This window comes from Litorimonas cladophorae, from assembly GCF_014652455.1.
GTDB classification, from domain to species: Bacteria; Pseudomonadota; Alphaproteobacteria; order Caulobacterales; family Maricaulaceae; genus Litorimonas; species Litorimonas cladophorae.
Map to the genome: position 1 here is coordinate 461231 of NZ_BMYV01000001.1, position 24954 is coordinate 486184.

Consider the following 24954-nt stretch of genomic DNA (forward strand, 5'->3'; position numbering starts at 1 on the left):
GACAATCCTGCCGCAGATCGCCTATGGTTAACCCGCACTTAACGCGAAAGCTGCACAATAAACACCAGCGATCAATTTGGGTTTTTCATGTCGGCACTTTCAGGAATCATTGACCGTTTCGGCAAAACGACCATTCGGCAGGCCTTGCAAGGTACCACGGCCGAGAAGCGCGCGAATGCGGTTCAAAAACTAGGCAGAGAAATTCGTTCTGCTCAAATGACGGAGGCGGAGCAGGCCTTTGCATTAACATTGATGGATCGAATTTGTGCGGATGTTTCCGCGCTTGTGCGACGCGCTTTATCAGTCACCCTACAGAACTCTCCCAACTTGCCGCGGCAGATAGCCCGTACTTTAATCGCAGATATTGATTCGATTGCTGTCCCGATTCTGTCTTCTTCACCCGTCCTTACGGATGATGATCTCATGGATGTGCTGAACTCTAAGGCGGCTGAAAAGATTCGAGCTATTGCCCAGCGGCACACTCTTAATCTTCATATTTCCCACGCAATCGTCAGTTTTGGGGATGGAATGGCCACGGCGCGATTGGCGGCGAATGACGGTGCGTTGATCTCTTCTGATACAGCGGAGCTGATTGCGGAACTTCACGCTGATGATGACCTCATTCGAGAAGCGGCCTTGTCCCGCCATGATATGCCACCCACAGTCATCGCAAAATTGATCGAACACAGCACCGACAAGATCGACGTCGTGCTAAAAACATATCCCGGCGTAAGTGACACACGCGCTGCGCAAATCAGCCAAAATACGGGCGAACGCGCAAGGAGTTTTGTAATCGGCGAGGATTGGCCGGAAGACCGCTTACGCGATTACGCTCGTTCATTGGACAAGTCCGGAAAGCTGACGCCGCGTCTCGTTCTAAGGTCAGCGGGCCGGGGCGATATGCGCTTTATCATCGCTGCGTTGTCTGTGTTGGCAGGCCAGACGATAGAGAAAACTCGCCTAATGGTAATGTCCTCCACCGGGTTAGGCGTCAAAGCCGTTGCCCTGCGCGCGCGATTTACGGTGCCGCAAATCGAGCTGCTGACGGCTTGTATTCAAACCTACCTATCTGTTGAGCGAGAGAACCGCGCACTGACGCCGTCACATTTCCAACTGACGGTGGCTGAGCGATTGCTTAGCTTGGAGCTGAATTGGCCTGAAGAGGTATCAACTGATCTGCTTGATATTTTAGATGCGCATGCAGGTTTGCGCCGCGTCGCTTAAGTCGCAAATTGTTCCTGCAGAATTTTCTCTGCCAAGCCATGGTCCGCGTCGAAAAGCAAGTTGAGCGTTGTCCCCATATCCTGTTCAATTTCGATCGAGATGAGATCTCTCACTTCTGAATTATCTGCAGACGCTGAAACAGGGCGCTTTGTCGGATTTAGTACCTCAAACCGAACTTTAGCTTGGCCTGACAGCAAAGCGCCTCGCCAGCGTCGGGGTCTAAATGCGCTAATCGGTGTGAGAGCCAAGATATCGGCACCTAGAGGGATGACAGGGCCATGCGCCGATAAGTTATAAGCCGTCGATCCGACAGGCGTCGAGAGCATAACGCCATCTGCTACCAGCCGTTCCAGCCGCTCTTTCCCATCGACAATGACTCGAATATGCGCGGCCTGTTGGGATTGACGGAACACGGAGACCTCGTTGAAGGCGATGTCTGTAAACTGTCCACCCGCCGCCTCAGCTGTCATTTTTAGGGGATGGACAGGTGTTCGGGTTGCGTTAGACAATCGCTCGGGCAGGTCTTCCAAGACGAATTCATTCATCAAGAAGCCGACTGTGCCTTTGTTCATCCCGTAAACGGGCAAGCCACGGGTTACCAAAGGGAGGTAGCGTCGCAGTGTCTCGAGCATAAACCCATCTCCGCCTAAGGGGACGATGGCGTCAGCCTCAGCCGCATCGACATTTCCGTACATGGAAACGAGTTCTGTAAATGCCTCCTGGGCTGAGTGACGGGAGGAGGCGACAAAGGCCAGTTTTTCGAATTTACGCGTGGGCATTATAACGCTTTATATTTGACGATGGGGTAGGGCAAAGCCTAATCACTCAACGTGCTTGGGAAGTTTTGTAAAATTATCGTCTGCGTGAGCAGTGGACTTTGTCTTTCGGTCGAGGCTTTCGCGGGAGCTTGGAATCAACGAGCGGGCGAGGGGCAAGTGATTTCCACGTCATCGTGGAGCCAAGCGGGGCAAATTTATACCGATGATTTCGATGCGGTGCCCTTGCAGGGGTTCAGCAAAACTGAGACGCGTTTGTATCTCGAGCAAGGGGTCACCGATTGGTTGACCCTAGTTGGGAATGGCGGATTTCAGACTTTAAGTTTTAGAGATGTCGACTCGCGGTTTGATTTCGAAGGGCTGGACGATCTTGAACTAGGTTTTCAGGTCAAAACCTATGCGCGCGAAGGGCTCGCGACCTCAATTCGCCTGAGCTACATCTTTGACGACGCAATCGATAACCTTGCGGTGGACGTCATTGGCGGAGGTGATCAGTTGGAGTTGCGTGCTCTGATAGGCCAAAGCCGAGAGACACTGATCGGAGATTTTTTCTATGACGCCCAATTCGCGTTGCGCAGCGAGTCCTTGGATCGCCTCGACGGTATCCAATCCGCTCTCACACTAGGGTTTAAGCCCACGGAACGTTGGTTGGCGATGGTGCAGACCTATGGCAATCATGCCAATGACCAAACAGTCGATGGCTTTATCGCGCCCGAGCAATTTCAACTGAGTATAAATTTATCGCTCGCGCGCCAGTACAAACCAGGGCGGTATATTCAGATCGGTACGGGTCAAACGGTTTTAGGCCGGAATATCGTGAAAGAGAAAAGCCTCTTTATCGGGATTTGGACCGATTATTGAGGTGTGGTTTTGCTCTTCATATAGGCTTGAACCGCGTCGCGGTCTTCTTGCTTTTTTAAGCCGATAAACGACATTTTTGTACCGGGCACATATTCGGCAGGCTTTTTCAAATACGCGTCCATGGTTTCCTCAGTCCACGTAATACCCGCAGCTTTCATGGCCTTCGAATACGCAAAGGCTTCATGCGCACCCGCTTGGGCTCCGTATACGCCCCAAAGATTAGGACCAACTTTGTTGCGACCGCCTTCTTCCAAGGTGTGACAGGCTTGGCACCGTTTGAATATCCGCGCGCCGCGTTGTTCAATCGTCATGACTGCAGCAGGAGCTGCCGCCTGAGTTGTCGCGGCAGGGGTAGGCGGCGTCGGTGTTTCTGGTGTTTTTTCACCGCCACAAGCTGCCAACAATGTGGCTGCAAAGAAAGATGGGAGCAGAGTTGAGGTGAGGTTTTTCATTGTCGTCTTTTGCGCTAAAGCCAAAGAAGCCGCAAGGCCAAGTCCTTCAAAAATGTGCTGTTATCATTCAAGTTGCGCGGCGATTTGACCCTTAAAAAGGGCTCTGAGCCGTGCCATATGGAATTCAACAAATCTAAGAGGCCATTATGACTTATCAGACCCCCGTCAATGCGATGCAATTTCTGCTGCGTCACGGCGTAGATATGGATAAAATCATCGCCCAGCCAAAATTCGCTGAAACCAATGATGAGTTGATTGGCGATGTTTTGAACGGCGCGGCGGTTTTCGCGCGCGATGTGGTGGCGCCGACAAATTGGGCGGGCGATCAAACGCCAGCTTCACTGACGGGAAAAGACGTCACGGCGTCTCCTGGTTTCAAAGAAGCTTATCAGTCGTTTGTCGAAGCTGGATGGCAAAGCTTAGCCATGAGCCCAGACATTGGCGGTATGGGACTGCCGACAGTTGTGTCCGTTGCAACCAATGAAATGATCTATTCCGCGAATATGGCGCTGGGTCTGTGCCCGATGCTCACGAGTTCGGCGACGAAGGCGATCGAAGCCCACGCTTCCGAAACGCTAAAAAACACCTATGTGCCGAAGATGGTCACGGGTGAGTGGACAGGGGCCATGTGCCTGACAGAACCGCAAGCGGGTTCAGATCTGGGCCCGGTACGCACGAAGGCTGAAGATAATGGCGACGGTACTTATTCGATTACGGGTCAAAAAATCTATATCACTTGGGGCGATCACGATTGCGCGGATAACATCATTCATTTGGTTTTGGCGCGTTTACCCGACAGCCCCGAAGGCTCACGCGGTATCAGTCTTTTTATCTGCCCTAAATATTTCGTCGAAGCCGATGGGTCATTGGGTGACCGCAATTATTTTTACCCCATCGGCCTAGAGCATAAGCTAGGTATTCACGGCAGCCCAACTTGCGTCATGGAATTCAACAAAGCCAAAGGCTGGTTAGTTGGCGAAGTGAACCGTGGACTCGCTTGCATGTTTACAATGATGAACGAAGCGCGCCTTTTTGTCGGCGTCCAAGGCGTTGCAATTGGCGAACGCGCTTATCAAGCGGCGTTGCAATATTCCCATGACCGCGTTCAAGGCACACCGCCAAATGGCGGAGCGGGCGCTCCGATCGTGCATCACCCTGATGTGCGGCGCATGTTGATTGATATGAAGGCGCGCCTGATGGGTGCGCGCGCTATCGCTATGGCGACCGCCGCTGCCGATGATTTGGGCGACCACACGCGCGCAGGCCTGCTGACTCCCATCACAAAGTCATATGGCTCAGATATGGGCGTCGATGTTGCCTCTATCGGGGTACAGGTTCACGGCGGCATGGGGTATGTTGAGGAAACAGGCGCTGCGCAGCATCTTCGAGATTCGCGGATTGCGCCAATATACGAGGGCACAAATGGTATCCAAGCCATGGATTTGGTTGGGCGTAAATTGCGTCGCGATGGCGGCGAGGCCATGCGCGCCTTGATCGTTGATCTCAATGATATCAAAACTTTAGCTGAAGGAAGTTCAGGCGAGGGCGAGGCTGATTTATCTGTCTGTATTCGTGCGCTTAATACTGGCATCGACACTTTGTCGACGGCGACGGATATTCTCCTGAATGCCAAAGAAGAGGACGCGTTGTCCGTGGCAACGCCATATCTTTCGCTCTGCGGTGACATTCTATCAGGGGCGTTGCTGATCAAAGCCGTCGCAAACGGCTTATCGGCAGGCGATGCGCATGCGGCGCCGATGGCCAGTTTGGCGCGATATCATGCGCTTTCCGTTATGCCTCGTGCGGCGTCCCAGCTTGATTTCATTCGTGCGGGCGCTGACCCTGTGTTTGATTTTCCAATGGGACAGCTTGCGGACCTGTAGCATTCTGACCTAAGGAGCTGGAATGTCAGCACAAAACCATATCCGCCGTATGACGGCTCCGCAAATCACAGCCCGAAAAGGCGGTGATCCCATTGTCTGTCTGACGGCCTATGATGCCCCGACTGCCGCTATTGTGGACGAGTTCTGCGACCTCATCTTGGTGGGAGACAGCCTTGGAATGGTTGTGCATGGTTTGCCTAGCACAGTGGGTGTAACGCTAGACATGATGATCTTGCATGGGCGTGCCGTGATGCGGGCCTCCCACAAAGCGTTGGTCGTCGTGGATCTTCCCTTTGGCAGCTATGAAGACAGCGTTGAGACGGCGTTTCGCAATGCCTCGCGCGTCATGATGGAAACGGGATGCCAAGCCGTGAAGATCGAAAGTGGCTCATACGCGGCTGAAACGGTCTCATATCTCGTTGAGCGCGGTATTCCGGTCATGAGCCATGTAGGGCTTCGTCCGCAGAGCATGCACGTTATGGGAGGCTTCCGCGCGCGAGGACGTGACACCAAAGTTGCCGATGAAATTATGGTCAATGCCATTGCGGCCGCCCAAGCCGGAAGTTTCGCAGTCGTGGTTGAGGGCGTGTCGGAAGAGATCGCCAATCAGGTCACCGCCGCTATCGACGTTCCAACCATCGGAATTGGTGCTTCGGCGCAATGTGACGGTCAAATCCTCGTCACGCCAGACATGTTAGGGCAGTTTGAACGTGTCCCTAAGTTTGTCAAAAAATACGGGAATCAGCTTGAAGCGACCCGCAGTGCTGTCTCCGCTTATGCCAATGACGTTAAGGCTCGTTCGTTCCCAGGCAGCGCCAATCTTTACCACTTCAAGAAACCCGCTTCCTAATCAATCGGTAATGCCGATAGCAGTTGTATCGACTCTGGTGCGGCGTTAAGTTCCGGCCAACTTACAGGTGCTTGCACCGTCCCATGATTCAAGGACCAAACCGTGGTCGACTTCATTAATGAGGTGGAAGAGGAACTCCGCAAGGACGACTATAACCGCCTACTCAAAAAATATGGCCCTGCCATTGGTATCGTTCTGTTCCTGATTGTCGCGGGAACGGGTTATATGGAATACCGCAAATACGCCAATGACAAGAAGGCGCAGGTGGTTTCGGCTGTATATACTGCGGCGGATAAGAAGCTCGATTCTGGTGACGCCGACGCCGCTGTTCAGGCTTTCGTTGAACTGGGCGAGACTGGCCCTGATGGATATGCAGGTCTATCGCTGATGCGCGCCGCCGCGATCCGTCAGGAGCAGGGCGATACGATGGGGGCGGTTCGTCTCTTTGATCAAGCCGCAGAGCGATTTACAATGCCGCGCCATAAACAACTCGCTCAACTCAAAGCCGCTTATTTGCTGGCCGATATGGGCGCTTATTCAGACGTCATTGGTCGTCTCGCGACATTGGCTGTGAAAGATGCGCCCTACGAACATTTATCGCGAGAGTTACTGGGCTACGCACATTCTGAGGCCGGTGATGCCTCCGCTGCGCGTGAGCAGTTCTCCTTTCTGACGTCAGTGCCAGGTGTGCCGACAACGGTTAAACAGCGTGCAGAGCAGTCTATGGCGCTGATGAACGCGAAAACTGGCTTGAGTGCGCCAGAGCCAATTGATGTTTTGCAGACCGAAACACAGCCTACTGACATTCAGCCGACAGACGCCACACCGGAAACGGATACGCCCGATGAAGACTAATTCTATCCTTTTGACGGTTGCCTCAGCAGCCTTGCTTGCGGGGTGTTCGACGCTGGACGCGATCAATCCGTTTGACAAAACTGAAGCCGACATTCGCGCAGAGCAGGGCGAAGTCGCGGGTGAAGATCAGCGTATTTCTATTCTCGAACTGTCTGAGACGCTGACTGTTGTCACGCCGATCTCACCCGATCAAATTGTTCTGCCTGAGCCCTATGTAAATGCTGATTGGCCACAAGTGGGCGGGAACGTGCAACACGTCGTTCAGCATACGGCCGCAACGGGCCCGTTGGATAAGGCTTGGTCTGTCGACATTGGTGAAGGGTCTGGTCGCAAAGGTCGGATCATGGCGCCGCCCGTGATTGCTAATGGCACGATATTTACGGTGGACGCCGCTTATAATGTGCGCGCCTTTGACGAAGCTACTGGCGACCGAAAATGGGAATTCAAGGTCGAAGCGGTCCAACGCGAATCAACCCGCGAAGGCAAAACGAGCTTTATTGACCGTATCCGAGATCCGCTCACCTTCGCAGATGGTGACGGCAGCGATAAAGAAGGTGTTGGCGGCGGTGTCGCCTTTGCCGATGGTACGGTTTACGTCGCATCTGGCCTTGGGAAAATGGTCGCCTTGAACGCCGATACGGGCGCGTTGATTTGGGCACGTCAAACGCGGGTTCCACTCAATTCTGCTCCGACTGTTCACAATGGTCGCGTCTTTGTCATTTCAGACGACAATGAGCTTTTTGCGTTAAATTCAAATTCGGGTGAGGTGCTCTGGTCCTATCAAGGGATCATCGAAACCGCATCAATGCTGACATCGCCAGCGCCCGCCGTAGTCGATGATGTCATTCTTGCACCGTTTTCCTCGGGTGAGCTTGTGGCGTTGCGCGTTCAAAATGGTGGCGTCTTGTGGCAGGATTCATTGTCTTCTACCGCGCGTTTGACGCCTCTTGCTTCTCTTAACGACATTGCAGGCGGCCCTGCCGTCGCCGATGGCTATGTTGTGACGACAGCCCAAAGCGGTGTTATGACAGCCTTCGATTTGCGAACAGGACAGCGAGTTTGGTCGATACCCGCCGGCTCGCTCACGATCCCGCTAATTGCAGGGGACGTTGTGTTTACCGTCACTACGTCTGGACAAGTTGCGGCGATCTCGAAGTTAGACGGCACAATTCTTTGGCTCCAACAGCTAGAAAACTACAAAAATGCCAAGAAGCGCAAAGAGCGCACAGTTTGGACTGGACCGCTTTTGGCGGGCAATCGTTTGATCGTGGCGAGCTCACGCGGTGGCGTTGTCATGCTGGATCCGCGGTCTGGCGATATTGTCAAAGAAATGGACGTCAAGTCGCCCGTTTTTGTTCCACCCGTTATCTCCAATGAGACAGTCTATCTCTTGACGGATGACGCCAAACTTATTGCGTTGAAATAGAATATGGCGCGTAAGAACCGTCATCTCGACGACGAAGAGCCAGAAGACGACAACACGCGTCCCGCGCGGATTGCGGTCATCGGACGGCCGAATGTCGGGAAATCGACTTTGTTCAACCGTATGGCTGGCAAAAAGCTTGCCATTGTAAATGACCAACCGGGCGTCACGCGTGACGTGCGCGAGACGAAGTCGCGTATCCGAGGTCATGACATGACCTTGATGGATACAGCGGGTTTCGAAAATGCGACGGGCGATAAACTTGAAGCGCGGATGCGTTCACAGACGGAACAAGCCGTCATGGACGCTGATGTTCTGTTATTTGTTTATGATGCGCGCGAAGGCGTAACGCCTCTGGATCGTATTTTTGCAAATTTCGTACGGAAAACGGGCAAGCCAGTCGTGCTTGTGGCCAATAAATGCGAAAGCAGCGCAGGCGACGCAGGAATCAATGAGGGCTATTCCCTCGGCATGGGTGATCCCGTTGAAGTCGCAGCAGAACATAACATCGGCATGGTCGATTTGGACGATGCTGTTGAACTCGCGCTGCGTGAGGTGAAGTTAGAGGTCGATCCAGACCCTATTGATACATCTGAAGCGCCTGTTCGTATTGCGATTGTCGGTCGTCCAAATGCGGGTAAATCGACCCTTATCAATACGCTTATCGGCCAAGACCGCTTGCTTACGGGACCAGAGGCTGGCGTCACCCGCGACAGCATCACGGTTGATTTTGTTTGGCAAGATCGGCGTGTCCAATTCCATGACACTGCGGGTATGCGGAAGAAAGCTAAAGTTCAGGAGACATTGGAAGTGATGTCTGTCCAGGACACTTTGCGCGCGATTAACTTCGCACAGGTCGTTGTGCTCCTCATGGATGCGACATCGCCGTTCGATAAGCAGGACTTGCAAATTGCGGCGCTCTGCGAACGCGAAGGTCGTGCGATGGTGATTGGTGTCACCAAATGGGATTTGGTCGAAAATAAATCGGAGATGACCAAGGCGTTACGCGAAACTGCAGCACGGCTTTTGCCGCAGCTCAGAGGCGTTCCGGTCGTCATGTTCTCTGGTTTAACAGGAAAGTCGGTCGATCGTCTTCTACCCGCGATTGAGCGCGTTCAAGTCGATTGGTCTGCCAAGGTAAAGACGTCGGAGTTGAATGATTGGTTGATTGAGAAAGTCGCCCGCCATCCACCGCCTGTCGTCAATGGCCGCCATATCAAGCCGAAATATATCAGTCAGACCAAGACCCGCCCGCCGACATTTGTCCTCAAATGTTCGCGCGCGACCAAGCTGCCGGAGAGTTATAAGCGCTATCTTGTCAATGGTTTGCGCGAAGATTTTGATCTTTGGGGCATCCCAATTCGTATCAACGTCAAAGCCGATAGTAATCCTTACGATACGACAAAACGTAAGCAAGGATTTGAGCCGCTTGGTAAGATGAACAAAGGTCGCGAAGCGGCAGGTCGGGTGAAAAAACACAAACCCGGCAAGAACGCTAAACCCCCAGAAGGATAAACATGACAGAGATTAATGCGTATGCCGCAATGGAAGCTGGCGGATCACTAGAAGCCTATAGCTACGATCCGGGACCGTTGAGCGCGCATGATGTTGAAATTGACGTCATGGCCTGCGGTGTTTGCCACTCTGACTTATCCATGGTCGACAATAGTTGGCATTCTAGCCAGTATCCTTTGATCCCAGGACATGAAGCCGTTGGCCGTATTCGCGCAAAAGGCGAGGCTGTAACAACACTTGAAGTTGGCCAAATGGTTGGAGTCGGCTGGAACGCCCAATCATGTCAGGCGTGCCAACCTTGCTTGTCAGGTACGCAGCAACGATGCCAGACAGGGGTCTCAACCATTCGCTCGAATGGCGGATTTGCCGATCGCGTGCGTGTCCAAGATATTTGGGCTGTCCCTATCCCTGATGGTATTGATCCCGTGACCGCAGGGCCTTTGTTCTGCGGCGGGATTACCGTCTTTGCGCCTTTCGTCAATTTTGGCCTTAAACCGACAGACCGTGTCGGCGTCATCGGCATTGGTGGATTGGGTCATTTAGCCCTACAATTCGCTAATGCGTGGGGCTGCGAAGTAACAGCTTTCACGAGTTCGCAAGATAAGATGGACGAACTTAAAAAGTTGGGCGCGCACCGCGTCGTCAATAGTCGCGATAAAGACGCCATTAAAGCGGAACGCGGCCATTTCGATTTTATCATTTCGACGGTGAATGTTAGCCTGAACTGGCCTGCTTATTTGGCGGCATTACGTCCAAATGGACAGCTGATTACAGTTGGCGGTGTCGCTGAACCTATGGGTATTCCTGCCTTCAGCCTTATCGGCGGCGGTAAATCCGTAGGCGGGTCCGATACAGGCGCACCACATGAAGTGGCGACCATGCTTGAGTTCTGTGCACGCCACGACATCAAGCCTATGGTCGAAACGTTCCCCATGAGCGAAGTCAATGCCGCGATAGACCATCTGAAATCCGGCAAGGCCCGCTATCGGATCGTATTGAAAAACAACTGACCGTATTATTTGCCTATCCGCATTGCGGATGGGCACGGGCGAAAGCTTTGACGCGTGCGGTGTCATCATTCACCTTCGCGTCGTTATAAGTGCTCACTCGTGCCCTTGCGATTTGGTAAAAACCGCAGGCTTTTGAGCTGTCGATACTTTGAATATAGATATTCGCAAGGTCGAGATGTCCGCCCACATTGGTTGGCGTCAGGTAGGACTGGGCCATGACCTCAGCTGCCTTTTTCCCTGTCTCACTGAGCGGTGCATCTGATCGCCCGTAGAGCGTAACGAGATGGGTAACCGATGTGTTGTCATTCGGATCAATCTTCAGGACGTCCTCAAATCGCGTGATAACTGGCATAGGGTCGTGTTCACCCGCAAACTTTCGGATGGCGCCTTTTGCTGTGTCATCCCCGGCGGCCTTGGCGAGCCTATGGTAATGCACGTCCGCCAATAGGCTCAATACGTCAACATCCTCTGGCGATTGTTCTAATGCGGCGGATACATAACCTTCTGCGGCATCGAAATCGTCTAAGGCCATTGCGCTGTGGCCTTGCCCCAAACGGACTTCTTTTGTCGCTTGCAGCGGCTCTGACAACTTCGCATATTTCTTCAGAAGCGATTTCGCCGTGTCTTTATTCATGAAATTTCGCTGCCCATCCGCATAGGCGAGGAGGGCTTGGTCATCGGACAAAACCTTCACAGTTATCTCAGGATTGAGCAATGATGGGCTGGCTTTGAACTGCATGACGGGGAAGGCATTTTCGCCCCAATAGTCCCGTGCGGCCTTGTGAAAGTCTTGGATTGTCATGCCATATGCTGACTCAAAGGCAGGGATCGGTTTCTGCCCCTTTTCCAGATTGTCCAAATAAACAGGAAGTTTTCGCCCGAGTTCGGGTGTGTTTTGCATGTAATGGACGTAGAGCCAGCTCTGCCCGTAGAATTGGTCAAATCTATTCGTTCGAGGGTAATTGTGGATTGAACCAAAGATAACCTCTGGGCTCATCCATCGGTTTTCTTTGAGAGCGCGCCCATGCGAAACATTCGGCGCACCGATCGTGATGATATCGCCCTCAACCTTGAAGGTGCTCAAGTAATTGGCGAACCCTTCGCTATACCAACGTGGATAATTATCGCGGCTCATGCCGCGCAAAACGTGGTGACTATACTCGTGCAGAGCCACTTGGGTTGCCCAATTGTCTTTTTTAAATCCGCCCTTGGTTATCGTTACGAAAACTGGACCTTTGAGCCCTTCCGTATAGACGCCGGCAATCCCCCGTTGACCTGTAAACTGTGTGATCGTCTTGCCGTTTTTGGTTCCGTAGACGCGCAGGGGTTTATCGTCTGGTTTGCCTTTCAACCCAACCAGAGAAATGATTGTATTGCGGTAAATTTCAAGATTTCTGACCAGACGCTTGCCATTCTCTTCCGAAACATCACCCACAAAAATGACGTTCTCAGACGTCACTTGAATATCATCCGCCGAAGCCAAGGCGGGGAACAGCAAGGCACTAATGAGGAGGAGTGTCGCAATATATCCAGACTTCATAATGTAGTGCCTTTGGTCGGAGAGGGTCATGATAAGTTAGGCTACAACTATTAGGTGCTAGATTGAAGAATTCAACACCCTTTGATTTTGGATCGTTTTCATCTTTCGAGGTGGTCCTTTACGCGTGAGTAAGTTGCAGGGAAAACACATATTCCTCACTCATAAATTCAAGCCTATGTAAAAAATACTTTACACATCAGGGCCTTTCGCTGTATGTAAAACATATTATACATAGGCTGCCGTTTCACTCGATGTGCCAATCGAGGCGGCATTAAGTTCAGAGGAGACCAGAATGACCCGTATAGAAGACATGACATCCACCCAGCGCCAGAGTTGGCTGACCCTATTGGCGGATGGGGCGGTCTTTATTTGGTTTTGGCAGAAGATGACCGCTGGGTTTTCTATTCGTCCGATTGATTTTGAACCGGGTGAGTTTGCCGGGATAATTGTCGGCGTCGTATTCCTGACCGTTGTCTTGCATACGGCTATCGCCATTACGTTTGAGATCGCGTCCAAGCAGCAAAAGGCAAAACGTGATGAACGCGACATTGAGATTGAGCGTCGCGGCTCCCATATCGGCTATCGTATCTTGCAGGCAGGTGTCGGTTTTGTGATTGTTGCCATGGTCATGAGTTCTGGTTTTCCCGAAGAATTCAAAGAGCATATCCAGTTGATGACGACGGTGCAGATCATCTTTGCGTTGATGGTGGTGAGTTATGTTGCTGACCTGACCAAACATGCGGTCATGATTTACGGATATGGTCGATAAGGTGGGCGGTAAGAAAACTACGATCCAGAACCATATTAAACGCGTGCGTCTGGCCCGAACGAACCTGTCTCAAGCGGCATTGGCCGAGCAAGTGGGAGCAACGCGCCAGACGATCATTGCGGTGGAGGCGCAGAAATACGCCCCATCATTGGAACTGGCATTTCGTCTTGCTCACGTGCTGGGTGAACGCGTGGACGAACTCTTCGTGTTCTCGCCCGATTGGGTTTGAGGGTATTGAGCCTTAAAATACAGCGGAATATTGCGCGTTATTGACGTAACTATCTAAGCCAGAGTCACTGTCCTCAAGATAAGATCGGATTGAGGTCATCCGATCGTGTAAATAGCTAGCATCAAGAAAATTATCGAGCATGTCTGCGCCAAGATCGCGAGCGCTCGCCACACAATGTTCGAGATATATCTTTGCGGGTAAATGCGACGTGTGCCAGAAGGATGGCGTGTCATACAAATCGTAAAGATCCCATATGCTGGCCGACCCGATGCGCGAAACATCAATGTTTTGGTCGACATTCTCATAGCAAATGATGGCGTCGAAGTGCTGACCGCCTTCTAGGGCCTGAACGCTCACAGGTTTAAAGTCATATCGAAATTCATGTCTGACATAGGTATCATAATCCGTATCATCCAATTCAAACGCTAACGCATGAAGGATGGAATTAGGTCGATATATGGCTGACGCATGGGCCAAATAATCAGACCCGCTGTCGGCCAATCCCGCTTTGAGGCTAAGTGTTCCAAATGAGTTGAAACAGCGCGCATGATTTTCGAGCGTCACGCGTACAATACGTCCTGCATTTGGAAACAGCCGTTTTATACTCGTTTCGGAAATCAGAGAGGCATAGCCAATGACGCACCGCATGGGGGTCGCCCTACCGCGCGAACTTCACCAATTGGCGCGTTTTGTTATACCCTGCGCCCAACATCATGGACAGATTATCCCAATGTGCTGAAGGTTCGGGAAGAACGCTCGGGTCTTCGCCCGGAACGGCCTTGGCACGCATCGCAGTGCGTGTTCCACCCGGATCATAGATGTTCACGCGAACTTTCGTGATTTCGGTTTCTTCCGCGTAGATATTTGCCATAGCTTCCAAGCCAGCCTTTGAGACAGCATAAGCGCCCCAATATGCGCGGTGACTTTGGGCCACGGAACTCGTCACAGCGACGACACGCCCCGCATCAGAGGCGCGCAAGAGCGGGTCCATCGCGCGGATCAGGCGGTAATTGGCGGTCAGGTTCACGGCGATAACGCTATCCCAATCTTTGGGGGTCGTGTGCGGAAAGGGTGTAATCGCGCCGAGTTGCCCCGCATTCATGAGCAATCCATCGAGACGACCGAAGCGCTCGTTAAGGGCTGCGCCCAAGCGGTCAATAGAATCGCTATCTTTCAGATCCATCGGGACGAGAGTGCATTGCCCGCCTGCGGATCTAATTTCATCGTCGAGGTCTTCTAGACCACCTTGGGTGCGCGCCACCGCGATGACTTGTGCGCCTTCGGCGGCCAAGCGTTTCGCTGTCGCATAGCCAATGCCGCGCGAGGCCCCAGTGACGAGGATAATGCGTCCTTGATGTTCAGACATAGCGCTTATGCGACCTCTACGAGGAATGAGAGTTGATTGCCGCCGAGGAGTTGACGATCTCTGTCGATTAAGGGCGTCGGGTAGCAACCCGTGAAGCAGTGATCCGTATATTGCGGCGCATCTTCTTCGCGGAATTTTTCACCCATGGCCCAGTAGAGGCCTTCGACAGACAGGAAGCCAAGACTATCGACTTCGAGCATAGACGTCATTTCTTCCAGCGAGTAATTTGCCGCAATGAGTTTATCTTTGGTCGGCATATCAATGCCATAATGGTCTGGATATTTGATCGGCGGGGAGGCCGAGCGGAAGTGAACTTCTTTCGCGCCTGCGGCTTTGATCATGCGCACAATTTTGGTCGAGGTTGTACCACGGACGATTGAATCATCGACGAGCAAGACGCGTTTGCCTTCAATCATAGACCGGTTGGCGGAATGCTTTAGCTTCACGCCCATATCTCGAATTTGTTGCGTGGGTTGAATAAAAGTTCGCCCGACATAATGGTTTCGGATGATGCCAAGTTCGAATGGAATACCTGTCGCTTGGGAAAAGCCGAGCGCCGCAGGAACGCCGCTATCTGGCACCGGAATGATTACATCGACGTCGGCGGGCGTTTCTTCGGCGAGGCGTTGGCCCATGCGTTTACGGACTTCATAGACGGACTTTCCGCCAACGATGCTGTCAGGACGTGCAAAATAGACGAACTCAAAGATGCAGGGACGAGAGCTTGCATTTGGGTAGGCGGTGAAGCTGCGGATGCCATCTTCATTGATGACAACGACTTCGCCCGGCTCGACTTCGCGAATGAACTCCGCCTCGATCATGTCGAACGCACAGGTTTCAGAGGCAAGAACATAACTATTGCCGATGCGACCAATCAGGAGCGGGCGAATGCCAAAACGGTCACGTACACCGATCAGAAGTTTTTCCGTCATACCTACAAAAGCGTATCCACCATCAACTTGGCGAATAGCGGACACAAGGCGGTCAATAAATTCGCCTTCCTTCGCCCGCGCCAAAAGATGGATCACAACTTCGGTGTCTGATGTTGACTGGAAAATCGCGCCTTTTTTCACAAGCTGTTCGCGCAGCGTATACGCGTTTGTAATGTGGCCATTATGAGCGAGCGCAAAACCACCCGTGTGGAGTTCCGAGAATAGCGGTTGCACATTGCGCAGGACGGTCTGGCCTGCCGTGGAATAGCGCACATGTCCGATGGAGATGTTGCCGGGGAGCCGTTGGGATGGATCATCGCCCGTGAAGCTATCGCCCACTAGGCCGAGGTGCCGTTCGGTACGGAATTGCTGGCCATCATAGGCCGCGATACCGCAAGCTTCTTGCCCGCGATGCTGTAGGGCGTGGAGGCCGAGCGCTGTGAGAGAGGCTGCATTTTCGAGGCCGAAAATGCCGAAAACCCCGCATTCTTCGCGGATTTTGTCTTCATTAGGATCAAGTTCGCAGCTTGGGTTAGTCATTTTCCCGACTCCAATAAGTCTTGTGATAGTCCGTCTATGTCACCGTCTTTAATGCGTTCGGCATAGGTCTGTACTTTTGCAAAGGGAAGAGCGCGAAGGCCAGCGCCAATTTTGTTGAGCAGGGGGTAGAACGTCGACTCCGCTAACATGTCGGGCAACGGCTTCGGTTCCGATTCCATTTGGTCACGCATAGATTTTGGCATTTTACTGAGCACTTGATTGTAAATGCCCTGTTCGATTAGGCTTTTCTTGTAGTCTTGGGCTTCCGCAGATGCGCGATTACTCGCCGTCAGCACCATCACACCTAGTGCGGCGATGATCAGCCCGCGCGCAATCCCGAACGCTGCGCCGAGAACGCGATCCAGAAAGCCGCTTTCTTTGCCTGCGATGGTCTTTCCGATTTTTGACATGATCAACACCATGATGAGATAGGCGATGAAGAACACGCCCACGAGCAAGGCGCCATCGGCTAACCATGGCGGTGAGATGAAATCTTGCGCAGCAAAGCGGAATTGGCCCCATACAAAGAGCGTCGCAATCGCAGCGACAAGTAGTGAGGCGATCGAAATCACTTCCCGCAACAGACCGCGTGAGGCCGCATATAGCATTGAAATAAGGAGTATAATCAGAACAACGACGTCAAAGCCGTTCAGCTCCCATGGCCCGATTGTGATAAATTGCATCAGTTGGGCAGTCATGGGGCGATATCAAACTCCAGTTAGGCGGCCCAACTCGAAGGATGGTCGAGGCCGCTTTCCGTGCTGGCTTCTACACGTCGGATGAGGTCGGGCAAAGCCTTGATTGCAATGATTGGAAGGGCCGAGTGACCAAGTTTATCGCGGCCATCTTTCCGTTTTTGGGGTTTGGCCGTGATAGCGCGATGGAAACCTAGTTTGGCGGCTTCTTTGAGCCGTGCATCAGCTCGACCCACGGGCCTTACATCACCGGACAGGCTAATCTCGCCGAACACTACCGAATCCGATGGCAGGGGAACGTCAAAAGCCGAACTCGCAATGGCGGCTGCAACGGCAAGGTCGGCTGCGGGTTCGTTGATGCGCAATCCGCCCGCAACGTTCAAATAGACATCTTTTCCGGCAAAACTTACGCCGCAGCGCGTTTCGAGGACGGCTAAAACCATCGCAAGACGGCTGCTGTCCCACCCGACCACAGACCGACGCGGTGTCCCGAAGGCCGCTGGCGCGACGAGGGCTTGGATTTCAGTGAGGACGGGCCGAGAGCCTTCTAGGCCTGCAAAAACAGCGGCACCGGAGGACGACTCACCTCGCCCATCCAGGAATAGCGCCGAGGGGTTTGGCACCTCCGCGAGGCCGAATTCGCGCATCTCAAACACACCGATTTCATCGGTGGGGCCAAAACGATTCTTATGCGCCCGAAGAATACGAAACTGATGCGCGCGGTCACCTTCGAAATATAGGACCGCGTCGACCATATGTTCGACAACGCGGGGACCCGCGATTTGGCCGTCCTTGGTGACGTGACCGACCAAGATGACGCAAGCGCCACTTTTTTTGGCGTAGCGCGTCAATTCTTGCGAACAGGCGCGCACTTGCGCAACGGTGCCCGGCGCCGCTCCCAACTGATCGGTCCAGAGTGTTTGTATTGAATCAATAATCACGACGTCAGGTTTTGTCTCCATCAGCCCGTCTAAGATTGGTCCTAATGAGGTTTCCGACGCAAGGCTGACAGGTTGATCTGCGACTTCCAAGCGTTTGGCCCGTCGACGGACCTGTCCGGTAGATTCTTCTCCGGATATATAAGCCGTTTTAAACCCATTGGCAGCCAGCTTTCCGGTCGCTTGAAGTAAAAGTGTCGATTTCCCAATACCGGGATCTCCGCCGACGAGCAGGGCAGAGCCCGGCACGAGACCGCCGCCTGTTACGCGGTCCAATTCGTCAATGCCTGTTTTCAGACGAGGCACATCGCGAGAGACGCCGCCCAGATCGACGAATTCTAAGCCGCGGCCTTTTCGACGCTTGTGAGCGGGTTTCGCATTTTGAGCTTTAACCTCTTCAATGAGTGTATTCCATTCGCCGCAGGAATCACAACGGCCCGCCCATTTCCCATGGACGCTCCCACAAGATTGACAGACGAAGATGGTTGATGGCTTTGGCATAAGTTCCACTTCCCACAATCCAGATGTTCTGTCAAAGTTTGTTTCTGTTTTGTTCTTCAGATTAATCGGATTTGCAGTAAGCCAAACTTAACCATGATCGCGCAATTATTGTCTTGAAGTAGTATGGGGGCTGGCCATGTTTGGGACAGCGCGGGCAAACCAATGGGGCGGCCTGAGAGTAGGATTTTTGGGATGCATTCTGAGCGCCAGCTTGTTCTTGCAAGCCAAGGCCTCGGTATTCGATCGGCCCTATTTCAATGCGACCTCTGTGGTGATTGTTTTTTCAGGCGGAGATTTCATCGAAAACAATGGTGCTGCGCCTCTGGCCCATGACTTTGTTCTGCTAGAAAATGTGCCCTCTGGAAGCGCGGGCAATGATTTGATCGCTCAGGATGGTGTGCCTGTGAATTTTCCATTTGACCCCATTAGTGACGGAACGTCGGGCGGGTGGCCTTTTCAAATTACGGGTCAAACGTCTGGCGGAGCTTATATCAACAACCCATCTTTCCAAATGCTGGATGCCAATGATAGCTACACCCCGTTTGGGATTGATGGATCTACAGACATTGATTTGTTGGGAAGTAATGTCCGGTTCGCTTGGTTTTTCGTCACTAGCAACGCCGCTTTCGACATTTACGCAGAGGCATCGAACCTTACAACCAGCGGAGATTTCTCTGGGCTAGATTTCAATAACATCGGTTATCAATTTATTGAACGAGCGCCAGCTTCGACAACAATTGGACAGCGCGCGCAACTCGCTTCAGTGGGTGGTGCAGGGGTCGTAATTGGTCGAAATGCATTTGGGTCGACGTTGAACGATTTGTCGTCAGGCCAAACCAAAGTTTATGACGGCGGAAGACGCACAGCGCGAGTCCGGGGCACGATTGCGCAGCAAGCAACTGGTTTTGCCAGTGTCTATAGATTACGCGGGTCCCCCGTCACCGGAAATAACTATGATTTCTCCATGGGGACGGGAATATTGTCGGCCGATGTTACCTATACGATCTTCGCGCCTTAACTACCTAAGGCAGCGTCGACTAGACGTTCGAGCCGGTCGGTATCTGCGCCAGATACATACTCGTCACCGACGATAAAGAAGGGCGTGCCCGTTAGCGCAGGAAGGCGATTGGCGAGCTGAAGCGTATCATTGATGTGCTTATCAATGGAGGCGTCTGCCAAATCAGCCTCATATTTACGCATGTCGAGACCAATTTCTTTGGCTGTCTCACGAATACTCTCACCCGTCAGACGTTTTGAATCCATTAACGCATAATGCATTTCAGCATATTTACCCTGGCGACCCGCGGCCAGAGCCGAACGGGCAGCTAAACGAGACGTCTTTGTTCGATCATCAAGTATGGGTAACTCTTTGAAAACGATACGAACATCGTCGCCATATTTTTCAACGGCATTCTGAACCCAAGGTGTGGCCCGTTTGCAGAACCCACAATTATAATCAAAGAACTCTACGATCGTGACCTTCGCATCGTCAGGTCCGACAGACATATCACGCGGATCATTTTCCAGGGCATCTTTCGCAGCGGCAATCGACTCACGATTGAGCTCCTGCTCCTGCGCGACCTCTTTTTCCTGAAGTTTGATAAAGGCGTCGCGGATGATTTCTGGATTTTCCATGATGTAGGCTCGGACCAATTCTTCAATTTCGGTCTTGCTCATGTCAGTGGTTGATCCAGCCTGCGCACAGGATGATGTCATCAAGCCAACGGCGGCGATGGTCGTCATCAGGAAAGTTCTCATATCAATGCTCTGTCTATTCTTACGAGGGGTAGGGCGGCTTACTGCGCGCCACATACAGGATAATTCTGACTAACGTGATAACATCAACGCGAGGTGAAGCTCACCAAAGGTTTTGGACCACGCCGACCCCGTTTTTGTGCAAGCTGGGTATCTGCAACAACGATGATATCAGAGGCGCGACGCCACTGCGGTAGGTCTCGCGAGAGTTCCTCTTGCGCGCGTTGGGCAAATGATCGGGCACTGGCAATGTCGCCGATTGCGTAGAACCGCTCTGCTGTCGCATATTTGGCAAGTGAGGTTTGACCCTGACGTTCATAGACATCGGCCAAGAGATACCAACCATATGAGTTTGACGACTCTTTTTGCAATGCGGATTTCAACAATGCCTCAGCCTTCGGGAAATCCCCTGGATCGCGGGTTTGTAGCGTCGCTTGCGCCAGTGCGATCTCTAGCAATGGCGAGCCGGGCTTTAATTCAAGCGCGCGTCGAGCAGGTTCAATCGCGGCCGTGCCTTGGCCAGACTCATATAGGATTTGCGCCTTAAGCTCATGAAAATAGGGGTTCTCAGGTTCGTCAGCGATGAGACTATCGATTTCTTTTATTGAATTGCGCAGGTCGGCCTGTTTGAAATTTGCAACAGCGCGGGCGTAGCGCGCCGGTTTTGTCTGATCTGAGAGCGGAAAACGAGAGTAAACTTGGGCTGGTCCATCCAAAAAGCCTCTAAGTTTGGCTTGCATCATCTTATGTTTGTGCATTTCTTCTGGCGTGTCTGTGATATCCTCATACCCAGAGTCTCTCACGCGCTCGCGCAGCGCATCAATACGGTCAGAAGACAGAGGATGTCCGCGGAAATAGGGGTAGCGGCGCGCTTGGCTTAGAACTTCTTGGGCGCGAAATTTCTCGAAGAACTCAATCAACCCTGCGCCACTTTGGCCCGTACGTTCCATATATTCGGCTGCATATTGGTCAGCCGCAGACTCGTTAACGCGCGAGTATGACAGGGCCTCCAGAGCCCCAAATTGCTGGGACCCACCCAAAATGAGCGCGCCAGCTTGACCTTCGCCAGCAAGGATAGCGGCTAAACCAACGCCTGCGGCGATGAGCATGGAGCCATAAGCACTACGGTTACCATAGTCGGATCGCACAATATGTCCGCCCGTGATGTGACCTGTCTCATGCGCAATGACGCCTTTGAGTTGGTTGGGTGTATCCGCTTCCAAGATAAGGCCCGAATGCAGGAAAATATTCTGACCACGGGTTACAAAAGCATTCAAGGACGGATCGTTGACGATATAGATATCAACGGAAGAGGGCGATAACCCACCGGCACGTAAAATTGGGTCAGTGAATTCGCGGAGCGTTTCTTCAATTTCTGTATCGCGGAGCAGCGATTGGGCATGGGCCTGTGTGGCTGCAAAGGCCACGCAACACATTGCCAAAGCAAGCGCGCGTAGAGATGAGATCATAGATTTATAATTCAGCGTCATAGTCAGCGTGTGGAACCTCTCGAAAAGGCGGTCAAGTTACGCCCCTGTTAGACTGTTTGACATTTACGCGAGTGAAACTGAATAGAGGCTGAGTTTTCGCATTCTGACGCAGGCAAAGTGTTTTGCTCCGCCTGCGTCAGTCTATCGAGTTTAATCCTTCTTACGCGATTTCCACCAACCTAGACGTGACTTTTTCGCGGGCGCATCCTGCGTATCAACAGGCTTAGCGGCCGGTGCCTCAGGCGCCTGAGGTTTAGGCGCAGGTGTTTCAACCGCTGCGGGTTCCGTCGGCACGTCTTTGACTGGGGTTTTCTTCACGGGCGCTTTTCGCGCTCGCGTTGTTTTCGGCTTTGCCTCTTGGTCTTTAGGTTCCGCCGTGGCTTTTTTAGCCGGCGCCTTCTTTGTCGCAGCAGCTTTGCTAGCCGCTTTTTTTACAGGCGCTTTCCGCGTTCGTTTTGGCGCTTCAGCCTCTGCTTTGACGTTCGTTTCTTTTGCCGGAGTTTTTTTGACAGGCGCCTTACGGGTCCGCGTTGGCTTGGCCGTTTCAACCTTGGCTTCAGCGTCAGCCTTTTTGACGGGCGCTTTACGAGTCCGCTTTGGTTTAGCATCGGCTTCAGCTGCCTTGGCGGCAGTGGCAGGCGCTTTTTTCGCGGGGGCTTTGCGCTTGCGAGGTGCCTTCGGCGTTTCAGCTTCAGCTTCGGTCGCCTGCTCAGCGGGCTTTCTAGCTGGCGCTTTACGAGTGCGTTTCGGCTTGTCCTCTACAGCGCTCTCCTCAGCTTTTGCCTTGGTCGGTGCGCGACGCTTTCGGGCTGGCTTCGCAGCTTCGGTGGTCGCCTCGGCCAGATCAGCTTTTTTCTTAGCTGGTGCCTTTCGTGTCCGCTTAGGCTTTTCGGCGACGACGTCTGCCACTTCGGTGTCCTTCACGGCATCAGCACTCTTGCGAGCAGGCGCTTTACGACGTGTTGTTGAACGACGAACAGGCTTTTTGTCTTCAACAACTGGCGATTCTTCTACAGCCGTTTCAACAGGGGCTTCTTTGACCTTGGACGGCGCGCGACGACGACGTCCACGCTTTGGCGTTTCATCTTCGGTTTTTGAGGCGTCATCTGATTTTACGGGCTCTGACTGATTTTCTTCAGACCGTTGTGAGCCGCCACGACGACGACGTGCACGTCTTGGCTTTTCATCTGTTTCAGATTTTGGCGTCTCGACTTCGGAAGGTTCGGTTTCATCTGCGTCTGTATCAGCCGATTTCGCCTGATCATCACGGCGACCGCGACCCCGTCCACCCCGACGTCCGCGGCGGGAGCGTTTGCGACCTGACTTGCGGTTCTCATCTTCAGAATCGGTTTCGGAAGAGGATGTTTCGTCTGCCTCTGCGTCGTCCTCAGTCGGGTCAGCTTTTGCTTTCTGAGGTTTTGGTTTCCGCTTGGCTTCTTCTTGCTCTTTCTTGAAGTCGCGTTCGATTTTCAACAAAGGATCGGCGCGTTTGTCTTCGCGCTTCTCAATGACTTCCAGCTCGTAATGTGGACGAATATATTCGTCATCTCCGACAACCTCGGTAAAGACGTCAGCGACTTGATCAACCTGAGTCAGAAGATCACGTTTTTCGTTCAGAAGGTAGAGAGCGACATCTGGGGAGGTTTTTAACCGAATACGCTTGGCTTTCCCGCGCACAGCGAATTCTTCGACAGCGCGGATAGCCGCGAGCGCAGAGCTCTCGACAGTCCGTTTGCGGCCAACACCCGAACAATGCGGACATGACGTTGTCGAGCCTTCAAGTAATGAGCGGCGGCGGCGTTGGCGGCTAATCTCCATCAAGCCAAATTGACTAATACGTGAAGTTTGAATGCGTGCACGATCCTGTGCGAGCATTTCTTTCATCTTGCGCTCTACGGCACGGTTATTTTTGTTTTCGTCCATGTCGATGAAGTCGACAACAATGAGTCCAGCCAGATCACGTAGACGCATTTGACGCGCCAATTCCTCGGCCGCTTCCAGATTCGTCCGGAGTGCTGTCCGTTCAATATTGCGTTCTTTTGTTGAGCGACCCGAGTTGACGTCGACAGAGACAAGCGCCTCAGTCGGATGGATAACGAGGTAGCCACCTGATTTGAGTTGGACGGTTGCATCCAGCGAATTTTCGATCTGCTTCTCTGCGCCATAGCGTAAGAACAATGGAATCTCGTCGTCATAATGTTTCACGTTCTCAGCATGGCTGGGCATTAGCATGTTAATGAAGTTGCTGGCCGTGTCGTAGGCGTCATTCCCTTGAACAAGGACTTCTTCGATGTCTTTATTATAGAGATCGCGAATGGAGCGTTTAACCAGATTACCTTCTTCATGGATGAGCGCCGGCGCAGAAGATTCCATCGTGGTCTCGCGAATTTCTGACCACAGACGGGAGAGATATTCGTAATCGCGCTCAATTTCAGCTTTCGTGCGCTTTGCACCTGCTGTGCGAACAATCACGCCCATACCTTTGGGCACTTCTAGATCGTTCATGATTGATTTTAGGCGTTTGCGGTCTGAACCATTTGCGATTTTACGAGAGATACCACCACCACGCGGGGTGTTTGGCATCAGAACGCAATAGCGACCTGCCAACGACAGATATGTCGTCATAGCGGCGCCCTTATTTCCACGTTCTTCCTTCACGGCCTGAACGAGAAGAATTTGACCGCGTTTGATGACTTCTTGAATTTTATATCGACGGCGAGAAATACGTTTGCGACGTTTGACGGCGACATTAACTTGCTCGTCAGCGACTTCAGCGTCACTCTCGTCGGTGGCATCATCATCATCAGGGTCTAGATTTTCATCGCGCTCGTCTTCGTCGTCGTCGAGCTCGTCCTCTGCGTCATCGTCAAGTTGATCGTCAGAATCTTCGTCGTCTTCTTCCTCGTCGGCGTCGTCTTTGGATTGCGTACGCGTTTTACGTTTTGCAGAGGCGGCTTTGCGTTTTTCTTCTTCTTCTTCGGCCTGACGCTGATCTTCCTCTTCCTGTTCCTTCAAAGCGAGTTTGTCGGCTTCCGGAATGCGGTAATAATCAGGATGAATTTCAGAAAATGCGAGGAAACCGTGACGATTTCCACCATATTCGATGAATGCGGCTTGTAAGCTAGGCTCTACGCGCGTGACGCGGGCAAGATAGACATTGCCTCGGAGTTGCCGCTTGTGGCGGCTTTCGAAATCTAGTTCTTCAACACGGTTTGAATCGACGATGACGACCCGGGTTTCTTCCGGGTGGGCGGCATCTATGAGCATACGTTTTGTCATTGTGTTCTCCAAGCGCTCGCGCGGATTTCCGACATGACGTCGGTCGCTGCGAGACAAAATAGGGTGAGTTA

22 protein-coding genes are annotated in these 24954 nt (G+C 52.6%); 11 read left to right on the forward strand and 11 right to left on the reverse strand.

What is annotated here, in order from left to right:
* The first annotated feature begins 87 nt into the window (after positions 1–87).
* Positions 88–1224, forward strand: a complete 1137-nt coding sequence (locus IE073_RS02290; protein WP_189580790.1) for a DUF2336 domain-containing protein — start codon at positions 88–90, stop codon at positions 1222–1224.
* On the opposite strand, the gene IE073_RS02295 is transcribed toward IE073_RS02290, so the two are convergent.
* Positions 1221–2003, reverse strand: coding sequence for an NAD kinase (locus IE073_RS02295; protein WP_189580792.1), 783 nt, complete (start codon positions 2001–2003; stop codon positions 1221–1223). The genes IE073_RS02290 and IE073_RS02295 overlap by 4 nt on opposite strands.
* A gap of 84 nt (positions 2004–2087) precedes the next feature.
* Between IE073_RS02295 and IE073_RS02300 the strand changes: the two genes are divergently transcribed.
* Positions 2088–2861, forward strand: coding sequence for a hypothetical protein (locus IE073_RS02300; protein ID WP_233349737.1), 774 nt, complete (start codon positions 2088–2090; stop codon positions 2859–2861).
* Here IE073_RS02300 and IE073_RS02305 read toward each other — a convergent pair.
* Entirely contained in the window at positions 2855–3313 is a 459-nt protein-coding gene (locus IE073_RS02305; protein WP_189580796.1) for a c-type cytochrome, read from the reverse strand. The genes IE073_RS02300 and IE073_RS02305 overlap by 7 nt on opposite strands.
* Positions 3314–3459: 146 nt before the next feature.
* Here IE073_RS02305 and IE073_RS02310 point away from each other — a divergent pair, with 146 nt between their 5' ends.
* From IE073_RS02310 to ahr, 6 genes are all read left to right on the forward strand, one after another.
* Complete coding sequence (locus IE073_RS02310) at positions 3460–5196, forward strand: acyl-CoA dehydrogenase family protein (RefSeq protein WP_189580800.1); 1737 nt, start codon at positions 3460–3462, stop codon at positions 5194–5196.
* Between the two features lie 22 nt (positions 5197–5218).
* Positions 5219–6046 (forward strand): 3-methyl-2-oxobutanoate hydroxymethyltransferase, encoded by an 828-nt coding sequence (gene panB, locus IE073_RS02315; RefSeq protein WP_189580803.1) that lies wholly within the window; start codon positions 5219–5221, stop codon positions 6044–6046.
* Between the two features lie 102 nt (positions 6047–6148).
* Positions 6149–6901 (forward strand): tetratricopeptide repeat protein, encoded by a 753-nt coding sequence (locus IE073_RS02320; protein ID WP_189580805.1) that lies wholly within the window; start codon positions 6149–6151, stop codon positions 6899–6901.
* The gene (locus tag IE073_RS02325; protein WP_189580807.1) at positions 6891–8327 is read left to right on the forward strand and encodes an outer membrane protein assembly factor BamB family protein; all 1437 of its coding nucleotides are present in this window, start codon (positions 6891–6893) and stop codon (positions 8325–8327) included. The genes IE073_RS02320 and IE073_RS02325 overlap by 11 nt, the downstream gene beginning before the upstream one ends.
* Before the next feature lie 3 nt (positions 8328–8330).
* Complete coding sequence (der, locus tag IE073_RS02330; RefSeq protein WP_189580809.1) at positions 8331–9839, forward strand: ribosome biogenesis GTPase Der; 1509 nt, start codon at positions 8331–8333, stop codon at positions 9837–9839.
* Between the two features lie 2 nt (positions 9840–9841).
* Positions 9842–10849, forward strand: coding sequence for an NADPH-dependent aldehyde reductase Ahr (gene ahr, locus IE073_RS02335; protein ID WP_189580811.1), 1008 nt, complete (start codon positions 9842–9844; stop codon positions 10847–10849).
* A gap of 13 nt (positions 10850–10862) precedes the next feature.
* Here ahr and IE073_RS02340 read toward each other — a convergent pair whose 3' ends face one another.
* The gene (locus tag IE073_RS02340; protein WP_189580813.1) at positions 10863–12389 is read right to left on the reverse strand and encodes a tetratricopeptide repeat protein; all 1527 of its coding nucleotides are present in this window, start codon (positions 12387–12389) and stop codon (positions 10863–10865) included.
* Positions 12390–12681: 292 nt separating this feature from the next.
* Between IE073_RS02340 and IE073_RS02345 the strand changes: the two genes are divergently transcribed.
* Both IE073_RS02345 and IE073_RS02350 read left to right on the forward strand, forming a co-directional pair.
* Entirely contained in the window at positions 12682–13158 is a 477-nt protein-coding gene (locus IE073_RS02345; protein ID WP_189580815.1) for a DUF2178 domain-containing protein, read from the forward strand.
* Positions 13148–13387 (forward strand): helix-turn-helix transcriptional regulator, encoded by a 240-nt coding sequence (locus IE073_RS02350; RefSeq protein ID WP_189580817.1) that lies wholly within the window; start codon positions 13148–13150, stop codon positions 13385–13387. The genes IE073_RS02345 and IE073_RS02350 overlap by 11 nt, the downstream gene beginning before the upstream one ends.
* 12 nt (positions 13388–13399) lie before the next feature.
* Here IE073_RS02350 and IE073_RS02355 read toward each other — a convergent pair whose 3' ends face one another.
* Genes IE073_RS02355 through radA form a run of 5 tightly spaced genes read right to left on the reverse strand, consistent with a single transcriptional unit; the run spans position 13400 to position 18359 of the window.
* On the reverse strand, positions 13400–14035 hold the full coding sequence (locus IE073_RS02355) for an aldo-keto reductase family protein (protein ID WP_189580819.1): 636 nt from the start codon (positions 14033–14035) through the stop codon (positions 13400–13402).
* Between the two features lie 10 nt (positions 14036–14045).
* On the reverse strand, positions 14046–14753 hold the full coding sequence (locus IE073_RS02360) for an SDR family NAD(P)-dependent oxidoreductase (RefSeq protein WP_189580820.1): 708 nt from the start codon (positions 14751–14753) through the stop codon (positions 14046–14048).
* Positions 14754–14758: 5 nt separating this feature from the next.
* Complete coding sequence (gene purF / locus IE073_RS02365; protein WP_189580823.1) at positions 14759–16225, reverse strand: amidophosphoribosyltransferase; 1467 nt, start codon at positions 16223–16225, stop codon at positions 14759–14761.
* A complete protein-coding gene (locus IE073_RS02370) occupies positions 16222–16923 on the reverse strand; it encodes a CvpA family protein (protein ID WP_189580826.1) in 702 nt (233 codons plus the stop codon). The genes purF and IE073_RS02370 overlap by 4 nt, the downstream gene beginning before the upstream one ends.
* Positions 16924–16943: 20 nt before the next feature.
* Positions 16944–18359 (reverse strand): DNA repair protein RadA, encoded by a 1416-nt coding sequence (radA, locus tag IE073_RS02375; protein ID WP_189580829.1) that lies wholly within the window; start codon positions 18357–18359, stop codon positions 16944–16946.
* Between the two features lie 136 nt (positions 18360–18495).
* Between radA and IE073_RS02380 the strand changes: the two genes are divergently transcribed.
* Positions 18496–19377, forward strand: a complete 882-nt coding sequence (locus IE073_RS02380) for a hypothetical protein (protein WP_189580831.1) — start codon at positions 18496–18498, stop codon at positions 19375–19377.
* On the opposite strand, the gene IE073_RS02385 is transcribed toward IE073_RS02380, so the two are convergent.
* The 3 genes from IE073_RS02385 to IE073_RS14255 all read right to left on the reverse strand — a co-directional run bounded on the left by IE073_RS02385 (position 19374) and on the right by IE073_RS14255 (position 24883).
* Entirely contained in the window at positions 19374–20117 is a 744-nt protein-coding gene (locus tag IE073_RS02385; protein WP_189580834.1) for a DsbA family protein, read from the reverse strand. The two genes, IE073_RS02380 and IE073_RS02385, sit on opposite strands and share 4 nt — an antisense overlap.
* Before the next feature lie 83 nt (positions 20118–20200).
* Complete coding sequence (locus IE073_RS02390; RefSeq protein ID WP_189580836.1) at positions 20201–21604, reverse strand: M48 family metalloprotease; 1404 nt, start codon at positions 21602–21604, stop codon at positions 20201–20203.
* Positions 21605–21754: 150 nt separating this feature from the next.
* A complete protein-coding gene (locus IE073_RS14255; protein WP_308428337.1) occupies positions 21755–24883 on the reverse strand; it encodes an Rne/Rng family ribonuclease in 3129 nt (1042 codons plus the stop codon).
* Between the last annotated feature and the right edge of the window lie 71 nt (positions 24884–24954).